The organism is Streptomyces sp. NPDC052036 (assembly GCF_040680495.1).
In the GTDB taxonomy this organism is placed as follows: Bacteria; Actinomycetota; Actinomycetes; order Streptomycetales; family Streptomycetaceae; genus Streptomyces.
Genome location: NZ_JBFAWW010000076.1, coordinates 1 through 13,187 on the forward strand (window position 1 = coordinate 1; position 13,187 = coordinate 13,187).

A 13,187-nucleotide genomic window follows, 5' to 3' on the forward strand; every position below is an offset into this window, starting at 1 on the left:
CGTTCTCTCGCACTTCGTGACTCGACATCTCGAAGCGTGGAGAACGGCCGCCTCGGCTGTCCCGGGAAGAACCGCAGATCAGCAGGTCGGGTGACACCCGAGGTTAAACACCAAGGTAAGAAGTTGTTGTCTTTTCGATCTTGAGCGGTGGCGGTCGAACGCGGATTCCCGGTCGGGTGATCCTGCCGTAGCCAGGGCATGAGGAAGGGGCCTCCTGAACAGCTCGTGGGTGTCGAATCCATAGAGCAACAGGAGGCCCCGGTCCCGCAGTCTTCCGTGTCGATGGCGGGGCAGTCCAACCCGGCCGCTCCAACGTGTGATTGCCTCGCGCACGTGTACGGCAACGCGGCCGGCCGGCCCGAGCGGGAGCGCCGGTACCCGACGGACATGACGGACACGGAGTGGGCCGAGGTCCGGCCGCTGCTGCCGGTGCCCGGCTGGATGCGCGGACGCGGCGGGCAGCCGGAGGCGTACTGCCACCGCGCGATGCTGGACGCGATCCGCTGCCTGGTCGACAACGGCATCAAATGGCGGGCCATGCCGGTGGACTTCCCGCCCTGGGACCGGGCGTACGCCTTCTTCCGCCGCTGGCGCGACCATGGCCTGGTCAGGGAGTTCCACGACCGGCTGCGCGCCAGGGTCCGCGAGAAGCTGGGCCGGGATCCCGAGCCCACGGCAGGGGTGATCGACTCGCAGTCGGTCAAGGCGGACGCCGTCATCGGCGCCGACAGTCGCGGCTACGACGGCGGCAAGCAGATCAACGGGCGCAAGCGGCACGTTGTGGTCGACACCCTCGGCCTGTTGCTAGGTGTGATGGTCACGGCTGCGGATGTCGGCGACCGCACCGGCGCGCAGGTTCTGCTGGCCCGGGTGGCCGCCGTGCATCACCGCCTCGTCCTCGTCTGGGCTGATGGCGGCTATACCGGCAGCCTCGTCGAGCACTGCCTGGCCGCCTTCGCGCTGGTGCTGGCGATCGTCAAGCGCAGCGACGACATGCGCGGCTTCGTGGTGCTGCCCAAGCGGTGGATCGTCGAGCGTCTCTTCACCCACCTCATGCGCAGCCGCCGCGTGGCCCGCGACTACGAGCGCCGCACCGCCAGTGCCGAAGCGGTGGTCTACTGGTCGATGACCATGGTCATGAGCCGCCGCCTGGCTGGGCCACACCGCGGGCGGGCGTGAACCGGCCCGTGGCAGGCTCGGCCAGCCAGCCACGCGCGACCAGGCGTTTCGCCTTCGACCGCAGGGCCTCCACCCGTGTCGGCACCACGTCCATGCCGAAGGCGGCGGCCATCTCCTGACAGGTCACCGGCCCCTGCCCGAGCCGGGCCCGGTCGGCTGTCACCCGCAGGATCCGCTGGTAGTCCGCCGACAGCGCCGGCCAGGCCAGACCCTCACGCCACACAGGCACCTGCGACTTCGCCTTCGCCGCGTTCCGGACGACCGCCTGCGCATCCGTGTCGCGCGGTTCCTGGGCAACCTCCACGGCCGCGGTACCGGTGTCCGGAGTCAGCACGGCACCGACTCGCCTGCGGGCGATCACCCACTCCTGCCACTCCTGCTCGGCCGCGGCCAACTCGGCCTGGATTCGGTCGGCCTCCTCCCTCAGCCCGTCAACGCGACGGCGAGCAGCGAGTTCGTGCTGTTCCAGCAGTCCAACAACCGACGGCATCCACGACCTCCCGGGAAGCGACAACACGACACGCCACTACTCCCACGAAACCGCCGGCCACGCCCCACCAGCAGAAACGCAGTTCTCAAGTCCGGAAAGACAACAGCTTCTCAGCCAGCCACTACGGCTGACTGAGGTCACCTAAGCTGATCAGAGACGCTGCACAACCTGCCGAGGGCCCTGCGCAGACGAGTGCTGAGTGCTGATGCACGCTCCGCCCCGCCTGCTGCACACACCTGGGTTACCGGCGTGCGCAGCCACCGCACGAGGAGCTGTCTCCGGTTGCGCACGCGATGGGTGGGCCCGGCCGCCTGGGAGGCATGCGCTGCCAGCCTCGGTCTGCGGCCGCGGATACAGGGCCGGGCAGGGGGCTTGTCGCCGGCCCATGGTGGGCCCGCGGTCGGGCCGACCACGATCGCTACCACCGGCTTCCGTATCCCCGCCGTGGACATGGTCAGGGCCCGACGGTCGATGGTCAGGTCGGGGCCTGCGGGTGTGAACGGGTACTCGTCGCGCTCCAGGCCGTTGGAGGGGTCGGGGCGAATCTGCGTGCAGGTGCTCTGTGTTACTGGGCGGTTGTTGCGTGGTCGGTGGCGGTCTGAGCGTCGTGGATGTGCCGCGCCACCGCCCCGCTTCCGGCCCTGCTCGTCCTGGCCGGGGTGGACGTCACCCGATGGGACATGGTCGAGATGCGTGATCACGGTCGGCGGCAAGGTCACTCATGCCGGACCATCGCCAGGCAAACCCTGCTCGACCTGCGAATTCAGGATGGAAACTCCTCATTCAGGCTCATGGCGCGCTTCCTCTTGACAATCTATTCAGCATCAAGAACTCTGCATGCCATTATGCAGACCTGGCAGCCCGAGGTCCGCAGACAACGGGACCGAGGAGGGGCAACGGATCATGGCAGAGGCTCTTGTCGAGCAACGCTCCATCGACGTCGTACCGGACGAGGAACGACACGGCACCGCCTTCTCACAGTTCACACTCTGGCTCGGTGCCAACCTCCAGATCACCGCCGTGGTGACCGGCGCGCTCGCCGTCGTCTTCGGCGGGGACGTCGTCTGGTCGCTGGTCGGCCTGGTGGTGGGCAACGTGCTGGGCGGCGCTGTGATGGCACTGCACTCCGCGCAGGGCCCCAAGCTCGGCCTCCCGCAGATGATCCAGTCACGCGCCCAGTTCGGCGTGCGCGGCGCGGTGGTCCCGCTGCTGCTCGTGATCCTGATGTATGTCGGGTTCTTCGCGAGCGGCTCCGTGCTCGCGGGCCAGGCGGTCGGCCAGCTCACCCACACCGGCCACACCGCAGGCATCGTGATCTTCGCCGTGGTCACGGCGGTCATGGCGGTCGTCGGCTACCGCGTCGTCCACGCCCTCGGCCGGTTCGCGAGCGTCATCTGCGCGCTCGCCTTCGTCTACCTGGGCATACGCCTGCTCGACCACGCCGACCTGTCGACGCTGCTGAAGAACGCGCACTTCTCGCTGCCGATGTTCCTGCTCGCCATGTCGCTGTCGGCGTCTTGGCAGCTCGCGTTCGGGCCGTACGTCGCGGACTACTCCCGCTATCTGCCCCGCAACACCTCCGGCCGGGCCACCTTCTGGTGGACCCTGTCGGGCTCCGCGCTCGGCTCGCAGTGGTCGATGACGTTCGGCGTGCTGGTGGCGGCGACGGCGGGCGACAAGTTCCTTGCGAACCAGGTCGGCTACGTCGTCGGCCTCGGCGGCGCGGGCCTGATCGCGTCGTTCCTCTACTTCGTGATCGCGCTCGGCAAGCTGACCGTCAACGTGCTCAACACCTACGGCGGCTTCATGTCGATGGTCACCAGCGTCAGCGGATTCCGCGGCCAGCGCGTGCTATCGCAGCGTGGCCGGGCCGCGTACATCGTGCTGATCATGATTGCGGGCACGGCGGTCGCGCTTCTCGGCAAGGACAGCTTCCTGGCATCGTTCAAGGACTTCCTGCTCTTCCTGCTGACCTTCTTCACGCCGTGGTCGGCGATCAACCTCGTCGATTACTACCTGATCTCGAAGGAGCGGTACGACATCCCGGCGCTCTTCGACCCGCAGGGCCGCTACGGGGCCTGGCGCTGGAACGCGCTCGCGGTCTACGCAGTAGGTCTGCTCGCCCAACTGCCGTTCCTCGCCACGGCGTTCTACACGGGCCCGCTGGTCGCGCCGCTGGGCGGCGCGGACATCTCCTGGATCGTCGGGCTCGTGGCGACCGCGCTGCTGTACTGGCTGCTCGCCCGGCGAAGCCCAGCACTGCCCGCAGGGGCGGAACCCGTTACCAGGACCGGAGCCAGCCTCAAAGCCGAAGCCGACCACGTATAGCACCGCGTCCCACGCGGTGAAGCAGACGAAGCTCCTGCAGAAGCACAGCGCCACAGCAAAACCGACAAACGCAGCAAGTCCCGGCCATCGCACCCCTAACGCACCGTCACACGCCGACGGCCGGACAGCCCCGAGACGCGGCGCACGACCTGCCGACGGCAGCGGCCCAGACACCCGCGGGGCCCGAAGCAACGATCGAGCAGGTCGGCGTGGACTTTGGCGCCGCCGAGGGTGTGTGTGCCGGGAGACAGCACAGCTGACGGCGGCGGAGGCGGGCAGAGCACGCGGGATAACGGGGCACGGGTCGACACCCCGGGCCGGTCGGCAGTCAGACGCCCGTGCCTGCCCCCGTAGATGCAGTACCGCCGCCTGGCCGGTGACGTGGCGGCGGACGACTCGCAGGGTGCGGGTGAAGGAGACGCGCCCGGGATCGTGGTCCGCTTGTTGTGCGGCCTGGTGCATCAGCTCCCGCAGGGCGTGGTGCACCAAAAGAAAGGCGAAGATCTCCTGTTCGGCCCCGTCAGGGTGCTGGGAGCGCAGGACGAGGCGGGGACCTCCACGATGGGTCTTGATCTCATCGAGCGTGCTCTCGATCTCTTATCGCTGGGCATACAGCGCGGCCGAGGCGGCCTTCGGGTCCAGGATGGTGGTGATCAGCGCGGCCGAGGGTGCACTCGATCACCCGGACCCGGACCGGGTCCGGGTGAGGGTCCTTGTCCCGGGCCGCGGCGATCTCCGAGAGGCAGGAGCCGTCCTCCAGTAGGGCCCAAACGGGCAGTACGGCGTCGTTCTTGACCCGCCGCAGCAGGTCAGCGCCGGTTGCGGCGGCGGCCCGCCACAGGTCAAAGCCGCGAAAGCCCCGGTCGGCGAGAAGGAGCACGCCCGGCGTCAGTGAGCTGAACAGGCGCTGAGCCAGCTCGGTTTCATGGACAGCCAGTGGTGCGGCTCGGCCGTGAAGACAGCATGGGTGCCGCGCGCGGCCGGCGCGGCCACTCTCACCTGTGGAGAGGTGCTCTTGTCCGGTCCTCGGCCGACTCCCGGGCGGCCGAAGAAGGCGGCATGGGCCTCGGTGTCAGGCACGTCGAAGGTGGTGCCGTCCACTGCGACCAGCCGCCACCCTCGATACCAGGCCCCGCCGGTGTCCTCGGTCGTCACCGGCCGGCACACCCGGGCACGCAGTGCCTTGAGCGACTCCGGGCCCAGTCGCAGACGGGCCCGGCCGATCGCCGCGGTGGTCGGCACCTGCCAGGTCCCCTTCCACCGGCCCAGGGTGCTCGATCAGTGCGATCAGGTCGCCGGCGATGTCGGTGCGGGTGCAGGACGGCCACGTCGCGGTCGACTCGCCGCTGCCTCGCAGGTCCACGGCCGCGACCCGGTAACCGGCGGTCACCAGCTCTGAGACCATGAACCGATAGGCGTCGCGGCTCTGGCCGATCCCGTGCGCAAGCACCATCAGCGGCCCGGAGCCGGTCACCTCGTAGGCGAGGGTGCCGCCTTCCACGTCAGGAACTCAGTCATGTCGACCTCCGTAGCTAATTTCGATAGCTAAAAAGCTACTCACATTAGCCAAAGCAGTCAAGGCCGGTGCGCGAGGATCCATGGCAAGCCCGGTGGGATGGGAACCGTCCGGCGCCGCGGGTGGGAGGAGCGCGGCACGGCACCGCATGATGGAGCCGTACGGAGACCGTGGCACGAGGGAACGGCGGGGGTACATGGCGGGGATGCAGGGCCGGCGGAAGACGTGGGAGGAGTCCCGCCGCGCGGTGGGGACGTGGCACAGGTGCGCCGGGAGCGGCAGCGGCACCGCGGGCGGGGCCTAGTAGTGTGTCGCCGCTTAGCTGTGGTCTGTTTGATTGGGAGACTGGCGTCTGGCAGATTCCTCTTCCGCTCTGCGGGACAGGACTGGTGCGATGGGTTCGCAGAAGAAGAGGCCGTGGTGCTGACCGCGGCTGATCGTGAAGAGTTGGTTCGGGTGACGACGACGGGGGTTCATCCGGCCTCGGTGATCAGGCGGGCGAGGGTGCTGCTCGGACTCGACACCTCTGCAGGCGAGATCGGCTCGCAGGAGGTGATCGCGGCCCGGCTCGGTGTCTCCGGTGAGACGTTGCGGTTGGTCGCCAAGCGTTTCGCCGAGACCGGTGGCGATGTTCACGCCGCGATCGCGCGGAAGAAGCGCGACCTCCCGCCGGTGCCCTCGCCGGTGACCGGTGAGGTCGAAGCCCGGCTGATCGCGATGGCGTGCTCACCGCCTCCCCAGGGTCATGCCCGGTGGTCGCTGCGGCTGCTGGAGAAGCACGTCGCGCTGGTCGAGGACATCCCCGATCTGGACCACTCCACCATCGGGCGCGTCTTAAAAAACCGGAACTGCGTCCTCACCTGAAGCAATGCTGGACCATCCCACCACGGGCCAACGCGGAGTGTGAACCGCCCCGGGTCAGGTGGAGGCTCGATCCCATGTAACGATTGAGTCATGGCACGGCCCTCCCGTTACCCGCTTGAGCTGCGCCGTCGTGCGGTACGCATGGTCGCCGAAGTGCGCGATGACTACCCGAACGAGACGGCCGCCTTGCAGGCGGTCACGGACAAGCTCCGATTCGGTTCCCGCGAGACGCTGCGGAACTGGGTGAAGCAGCACCAGATCGACGCGGGGACGCGTCCCGGGACGACGACGGAGGAGTCTGCCCAGCTCAAGGCGCTGAAGAAGGAGAACGCCGAGCTGAAGCGGGCGAACGAGATCCTGAAGGCCGCGGCGAGTTTCTTCGCGGCCGAGCTCGACCGGCAACACACGCGCTCGTAGCGTTCATCGACGAGCACCGGGACCGCTTCGGCGGGGTCGAGCCGATCTGCAGGACGCTCACCGCGCACGACTGCAAGATCGCCCCTTCCACCTACTACGCCCACAAGAAACGCCTCCAAACGCCCTCCGGCCGCCGTATGCGCGACGAGGAGCTCAAAGAGAGGATCGAGGACGTCTACACGTCCAACTACCGTGTCTACGGAGCCCGGAAGATCTGGCGCGAGCTGAACCGGCAGGGACATGCAGCGGCCCGCTGCACCGTCGAGCGCCTGATGCGCGAGCTCGGCATCCAGGGCGCGGTGCGCGGCAAACGCGTCATCACCACGATTCCCGGCGGACAGGTCCAACGAGCCCCCGATCTGGTCGACCGCGACTTCGTCGCCGCCGCTCCGAACCGGTGCTGGGCGGCGGACTTCACCCACGTGAAGACCTGGTCCGCGACCGTCTATGTCGCGTTCGTCGTGGACACCTTCTCCCGCCGGATCGTCGGCTGGTCCGCGGCCACCGTGAAGGAGACCGTCTTCGTCCTGGACGCCCTGGAGACGGCCATCTGGCAACGCGACCGCGACCAACAGCCCGTTTGCCGGGGCTAGTTGATCCATCACTCCGACGCCGGGTCGCACTACACATCGTTCAAGCTCGCCGAGCACCTGGACGCCGCCGGCATCGCGGCGAGCATCGGATCCGTCGGTGACGCGTACGGCAACGCCCTGATGGAGTCCACGATCGGCCTGTTCAAAACCGAATTGATCAAGCCCCAGCGGCCCTGGAAGACACTCCCCCAGGTCGAGTTGGCCACCACCGAATGGGTCGACTGGTACAACACCGAAGACTCCACGGTGAGACAGGCCACATCCCGCCCGTCGAATACGAAGCCAACTACTACACCGAACTCACGAAACCCCAGGTCACAAGCACAATCTGAGATCTCTACCGAACCCGGGGCGGTTCAGACCGAGATCATCCGCTGTTTGAAACGGCACATCGTCCGTGAGGTCTACCGCCTACTCGTCCCCCGAACTGCAGGGCACAATCTGACCTCCTGCCAAAGCCTGGCAACAGCAGCCTGACCTTCCTTGACAGCTATAGGAGGAGTCAGCCGTACACCTGCGGATGACGCCTCGCGGCCGTGAAAATCGGGGGTGGGGCTGTCCGCTGACGCCGATCGATGTTTGAGCCGTGAGCCCGCATAGGAGTCTGGTGAGGGAGCCGTCCGAGGGGCCACACACTGTCGCCTTGAGCACGCCGATCAGCTTCTCCGCCACCCCTCAAGGCTCCCCGGGCAGCCCCGCCCGCACCATCGCATCAGGGGGTACATCATGGAGGAGTTGAGAGAAGACCACGACGACGGAACGGTCGCGCGGGTCGCGGCGATCGATATCGCGAAGGCGTCCGGCCTGGTCTGCCTGCGCGTCCCGCACGACCCATCGAGGGCCGCCGTGTCCAGAAGTCTTTCACTGCCGCAGCCGCTTCACGAGACGAATCTCGAGTGTGCCGACCCATCCGGAACGCGAGGAACACAGCGACGGCACTGGCTACCCCGGCGAGCGCTGACGATCCAGTCACGACCTGGTCGACTGTCATTTCGACAATCTAAACCGCATAGCGGCTGTTGCGGCGGAGGTAGTCGGAGCGCGTCATCCCGCGCGTGAACCTCTGGCGACCAAGAACAGGGGGATTCGCCGCCTTCAGCCGTAACGCAAGGCTGCGGTGATGAAGCGGCGAAGGTATTCTCGTTTGCCCGTTGCCGTCTCCGGTCCGGCGATGCTGGTGATCCGAGTATCGAACGCGCTTTGCGTCAGCGCGCCGACGGCGAAGAGGTAAGCCCAGGCGTGGTAGCCCTCGGGACGGTCCGGGAAGATCCGGTTCAGCTTCGCCACGAACTCCCGGGCTACCGGGTCGAACAGGCCTGAGATGATCTTCCGGTCCTGGCTGGACGGGTCGGCCGCCTCACGCAGCACCAGCCGGGCGAACCACACGTCGTCGGAGTCTTCGTGCAGGTCGAGGACCGGGTCGATGAAAGCCGACACCAGGCGGTCCAGCGCGTCCGGCGCGTCGGTGTCGGTCACCTCGGCGAGGCGCGCGAGCCGGGCGTCGTTGACGTACTGACGGGCGTCGAAGATCGCCTGGTAGAGCCCTTCCTTGGTGGTGAAGTGGTAGACGACCAGGGAGAGGCCGACGCCAGCCGCGTCGGCCACCTCGCGCATGGTCGCGCCGTCGAACCCCTTGCGCGCAAACACGACCTCCGCAGCGGCGCGAACCTGGTCGGCCTTGCCTGCGGGCGGCTTGTGGGTGGGGCTCACGGTTCCTCCTCGCCGGTGCGGCCTGGCCAGCGTAGCCGCGCTCAGCGGGCGCCGAGGCGCAGTCGCGCAGTGGTCTCCTCGACGCCGGCGACGGAAAGGTCGAGCGCCCACGCGAGCGCGGCCGTGCGCTCCACCAACGGGAGACTGCCCGGGCTGAGCTCGCCTTTGCGCAGGTACAGCGTGTCCTCCAGACCGGCGCGAGCGTTGCCGCCGAGGGCGAGGGCCATCGCGGTCAGCTCAAGGTTGTGGCGGCCGATCGCGATGACCTGCCAGATGGCGTCCTCGGGAAGGCGCCGCACCATCGTGAGCAGGTTCTCCGGGGTCGCGGCCATGCCGCCGACGACGCCGAGCACGAGGGAGAACTGCAGCGGGTCGTCGGCGAGGAGGCCTTCGTCGCGCAGGCGCAGCACGCGTCGAGGTGGCCGGTGTCGTAGATCTCGAGCTCCGGTTTAACGCCGAGCTCGGCCATCCGGCCGACCAGCCGCCGGACGTCGGCGGGCGGTTGCGGAACTCGGCCGCTCCGAAGCTCATGCTGCACGGGTTGAGCGCGGCCATCCGCGGCCGGAGCTCGACGAGCGCGGCCCGCGCCTAGAACGGGACGTCGAGGCCGACGCCGGTGGAGAGCTGGATCAGGATCGGGCACCGCTCGGCGATCAGATCCATCGTGCGGCGCGCGATGCCGAGGTCGGCGGTCGGCCGGTGGTCGGCGCCCCGCAGGTGGATGTGCGCGACCGACGCCCCGGCTGCGTACGCCTGGGCGACCGCGTCGGCGATCTCTTCGGGCTGGGTGGGCAGGTGCGGGTGGTCCGCCTTGGTGGCGATCGGGCCGGTGGGGGCGACGGTGATGACGACGCTCACGGGTGGCTCCTCGGGATGATCGGCACAAGCAGGGTGGCCGGGTGGTCGGGGGAGGTTTCGAGGGTGGTGCGGCCGCCGAAGACGTCGGCGGGGCGGTCGGCAGGGTCGGTGTGCCACCAGCAGCCGGAGCCGGTCATCGCCCGACGGTAGATCATCGGGTGCGGCGCGCCGAGGCTGTTGTCGTAGTCGCGGCCAAGGATGGTCAGGCCGAGCCGGTACCCGGCGGGGGCGACGACGCAGGTCGGCCAGATCTCGACGTCGGCGCGGTAGGCCTCGCCGGGCGTCAGGGGCTGGAGTTCGTCGTGGGTGTGCCACGGCTGGTACGGCCGGCTGCGGGCGGGGTCGAGCTTGCGGTGCGACGCGCGCAGCCAGCCCTGCGACAGCGGCGCCCGGGGTTCGACGGCCGCGGTGAACAGCACCTCCTGGCCGTCGGGGTCGAACAGGCGCAGGACGACGAACAGGTCGGCGTCGGTCGTGGAGGAGCGCAGAGACAGGCTTGTCGCCGACGGGCCGGTGATTTCGGTGTCCTCGGCGAACGGCTCGGCCAGCAGCGTGACGCCGTCGCCGAGCGCGTCGAACTCGACTGCGGATGCGTCTGCGGGCGGTTCGGCGGTGAGCGCGCCGCCGGCGAAGTCGAGGTAGTAGGTCGTCCAGTTCGTCCTTGCCAGGGGCCATCCCTGTTCGGCGCGGGTGGTGAAGCCGCCGTCGGCGTCCCGGATCCGCAGCTGGACGGGCGGTTGCGTGTCCCAGCCGTTGTCGGCGCCGAGCAGGAAGTGGTCGAAGAACCGTTTTTGCAGGTCGCGGCCGTAGTCGGTGTAGAACTCGGTCCAGTGCTCCAGGCCATGGACTTCGAGCCACTTGCGCGCCGAGCCGGCGTCGGTGAAGCCGGTGAAGTTGCCGCGGGAGTGCAGCCCCTGTCCGCCCCAGTTGGCCGCAGACAGCACGGGCACCTCGATCGCGCTGAGGTCGGGACGGCGCTGGGTGTAGAAGTCATCGTCGAGCGGGTGGGCCTGGATCGCGGCGCGGATGTCGGTGCGGTTGGCCGCCCGAGTGTCCTCGTCGAGCGTTTCGGCGCCCGCGATCGACTGCCCGGTGTTCGGGTTGATGCGACCCTTCTCGCCGAGTCCATATTGGACGTTCATGACCTGGAACGGGTACCAGGTGGCCCAGAACTCGGAGACGATCCCGCCGTGGTGCGTCGCGTCCCGGTAGAAGTCGACTGCGCCTTCGAACGGGCAGATTGCGGCCAGGTGCGGCGGGCGCTTCGCGGCGACCTGCCACTGGTTCATCGCGTAGTACGACACGCCGTTGAGGCCGATCTTGCCGTTGCTCCACGGCTGCGCGGCCGCCCACTCGATCGCTTCGTAGTAGTCCTGGGTTTCCCGCGGGGAAAACGGGTCGAGGTAGCCGGGAGTCCAGCCGGAGCCACGGGAGTCGACCCGGATGCAGACGTAACCGTGCGGCACCCAGCGTTCGGGGTCGACGACCTCCCAGGCCTGGTACTTGTTCGTCGAGCCCGCGGTGACGTCGGGGTGGTCGGTGGCGAGCTTGTCCCACTGGGCGGGGAAGCCTTCGGCGAAGTGCAGGCCTTTGCCGTAGGGGCCGTAGGTCATCAGGACCGGGTGTGCGTCGGTGTCGTCGGGGCGGAAGATGTCGGCGCGCAGGACGGTGCCGTCGTCGACCGGGATGGGGACGTTCCACTCGATCCGCATCCCGTCAGCGAGTTCGGTGCGGTAGGGGTCGTCGGGCATGGGTTCCTCACTTCGTCGTGCAGGAAGGTCGGTCAGCTGTCGAGGATGGCGACGGCACGGGTCCAGCCCGCAGAGGCCTCGTGGACCTTCACGGGGAAGCAGGAGATGGACAAGCCGGTGGCGGGCAGGGTGTCGAGGTTGGCGAGCTTTTCGAGGTGGCAGTAGCCGATCTCGCGGCCGACGCGGTGGCCTTCCCAGATGACAGTGGGGTCGCGTTCGGTGGCGTAGCGGGCGGCCGTGTGCACGAAGGGCGCGTCCCAGCTCCAGGCGTCGGTGCCGGTGAGCCGGACGCCCTGTTCGAGCAGGAAGAGCGTGGCATCGCGGCCCATCCCGCATCCGGAGGAGACGTAGTCGTCTTCACCGTACCGGCCACCGGCGGCGGTGTTGACGACGACGATCTCAAGCGGCGACAGGGTGTGCCCGATCCGCCGCAGCTCGGCCCGGACGTCGTCGCGGGTGACGACGTAGCCGTCGGGGAAGTGCCGGAAGTCGAGCTTCACGGCCGGTTGCAGGCACCACTCCAGGGGGACCTCATCGATGGTGATGGCGCGGGCGCCACCGTCCATGGTGGACGCGTAGTGGTAGGGCGCGTCGAGGTGTGTGCCGTTGTGGGTGGTCATCTGGACGCGCTCGATCGCCCAGCCTTCGCCATTGGGCAGGTCGGCACTGCCGGCACCGGGGAAGAACGCCAGGACGTCGACGGCGGTACGTTGGTGGTCGTGGTACTCGATGGTCGGCAGGTGGCCGGGCGGGTCGGACGCGATCCCGGCGCGCAGGGACACCGAGATGTCCACGAGTCTCTCATCGGCTGCTTCCTCTCGTCCGACCCGTCAGAGGGCTGCAACCCAACTGACTGTACGTGCGTACAGCCAGTTGGCAAGAGAGTGAACACGCGCCCCTTGGGGTTCTTCGACCTGACCTTGCGGTCACGGTCGCCCACGCCGCCGGCTCCGCTCACCGCGGTGATGGCGTGGCTCCCGGTGGGGTGGACGACGCGCAGGATGCTGTCACGGGTGGTGTACTTCCACACCGGGCTCTGCTTCTCCGGGTCGGTCAGTTGCTCCGCGAGGTAGCGGTTGGTCCTGCTCCAGAACGTGATGCCCGGCATCGCCGGCGCGTCGAACTCCGTGCACATCCGCGCGTTGCTGGCCGCCTGTTCCAGGACGTCCTGGAGCAGCTTCTTCGTCACCCCCAGCTGCTCTAACCGCACTTTGTGCGTCTGTGCCTCGTCGCCGGTCACGGCACCCTCCCCTGGTGTCGCTTTCATAAACGTACCTGGCTCAAGGTCGAGTTTTTTGAAACCACCTGAGTCGAAGCACGTTAGTTGTCACCATTGGCCTCCATTGACCTGCGACTTCGATCAGGCAAAGCACGGTGGTTGTCACCAGGTTGGCACGCTACGCGTCACCAGCCTGGATCACGGGTTCGTTCAGCTGAAGGGAACGGCGTCCTTCGGGTCGGTGTGCCAGTTGGTGACGATC

General features: G+C 68.2%; 9 protein-coding genes and 3 pseudogenes. 4 read left to right on the forward strand and 8 right to left on the reverse strand.

Going from position 1 to position 13,187, the window contains the following annotated elements; translation table 11 throughout:
• The first annotated feature begins 387 nt into the window (after positions 1 to 387).
• Positions 388 to 1,179, forward strand: a complete 792-nt coding sequence (locus tag AB0L95_RS40905; RefSeq protein WP_365171596.1) for an IS5 family transposase — start codon at positions 388 to 390, stop codon at positions 1,177 to 1,179.
• Here AB0L95_RS40905 and AB0L95_RS40910 read toward each other — a convergent pair.
• Positions 1,136 to 1,669 carry a hypothetical protein gene (locus AB0L95_RS40910; RefSeq protein ID WP_365171598.1) on the reverse strand — a complete coding sequence of 178 codons (534 nt, stop codon included), beginning with the start codon at positions 1,667 to 1,669 and terminating at the stop codon, positions 1,136 to 1,138. The genes AB0L95_RS40905 and AB0L95_RS40910 overlap by 44 nt on opposite strands.
• Positions 1,670 to 2,572: 903 nt before the next feature.
• On the opposite strand from AB0L95_RS40910, the gene AB0L95_RS40915 reads away from it, so the two are divergent.
• Positions 2,573 to 3,997, forward strand: a complete 1,425-nt coding sequence (locus AB0L95_RS40915) for a cytosine permease (RefSeq protein ID WP_365171600.1) — start codon at positions 2,573 to 2,575, stop codon at positions 3,995 to 3,997.
• Positions 3,998 to 4,885: 888 nt separating this feature from the next.
• Here the strand turns inward: AB0L95_RS40915 and AB0L95_RS40920 are convergent.
• Together AB0L95_RS40920 and AB0L95_RS40925 are read right to left on the reverse strand one after the other, a co-directional pair.
• Complete coding sequence (locus tag AB0L95_RS40920; protein ID WP_365171612.1) at positions 4,886 to 5,239, reverse strand: hypothetical protein; 354 nt, start codon at positions 5,237 to 5,239, stop codon at positions 4,886 to 4,888.
• Between the two features lie 22 nt (positions 5,240 to 5,261).
• Positions 5,262 to 5,515 (reverse strand): annotated as a pseudogene (locus AB0L95_RS40925) (alpha/beta hydrolase); the annotation flags it as partial.
• A 454-nt stretch (positions 5,516 to 5,969) separates the two neighbouring features.
• Between AB0L95_RS40925 and AB0L95_RS40930 the strand changes: the two are divergent.
• Both AB0L95_RS40930 and AB0L95_RS40935 read left to right on the forward strand, forming a co-directional pair.
• Complete coding sequence (locus AB0L95_RS40930) at positions 5,970 to 6,377, forward strand: helix-turn-helix domain-containing protein (protein WP_365171602.1); 408 nt, start codon at positions 5,970 to 5,972, stop codon at positions 6,375 to 6,377.
• A gap of 90 nt (positions 6,378 to 6,467) precedes the next feature.
• Positions 6,468 to 7,719, forward strand: a pseudogene (locus AB0L95_RS40935) (IS3 family transposase).
• A 763-nt stretch (positions 7,720 to 8,482) separates the two neighbouring features.
• On the opposite strand, the gene AB0L95_RS40940 reads toward AB0L95_RS40935, so the two are convergent.
• The 5 genes and pseudogenes from AB0L95_RS40940 to AB0L95_RS40960 all read right to left on the reverse strand — a co-directional run bounded on the left by AB0L95_RS40940 (position 8,483) and on the right by AB0L95_RS40960 (position 12,500).
• The gene (locus tag AB0L95_RS40940) at positions 8,483 to 9,097 is read right to left on the reverse strand and encodes a TetR/AcrR family transcriptional regulator (protein ID WP_365171604.1); all 615 of its coding nucleotides are present in this window, start codon (positions 9,095 to 9,097) and stop codon (positions 8,483 to 8,485) included.
• A 41-nt stretch (positions 9,098 to 9,138) separates the two neighbouring features.
• Positions 9,139 to 9,566: pseudogene (locus AB0L95_RS40945) on the reverse strand (3-keto-5-aminohexanoate cleavage protein).
• A gap of 119 nt (positions 9,567 to 9,685) precedes the next feature.
• On the reverse strand, positions 9,686 to 9,955 hold the full coding sequence (locus AB0L95_RS40950) for a 3-keto-5-aminohexanoate cleavage protein (protein WP_365171606.1): 270 nt from the start codon (positions 9,953 to 9,955) through the stop codon (positions 9,686 to 9,688).
• The gene (locus AB0L95_RS40955) at positions 9,952 to 11,706 is read right to left on the reverse strand and encodes a CocE/NonD family hydrolase (RefSeq protein WP_365171608.1); all 1,755 of its coding nucleotides are present in this window, start codon (positions 11,704 to 11,706) and stop codon (positions 9,952 to 9,954) included. Before AB0L95_RS40955 ends, AB0L95_RS40950 begins: the two co-directional genes overlap by 4 nt.
• A gap of 32 nt (positions 11,707 to 11,738) precedes the next feature.
• On the reverse strand, positions 11,739 to 12,500 hold the full coding sequence (locus AB0L95_RS40960) for a cyclase family protein (protein WP_365171610.1): 762 nt from the start codon (positions 12,498 to 12,500) through the stop codon (positions 11,739 to 11,741).
• Positions 12,501 to 13,187: the final 687 nt, after the last annotated feature.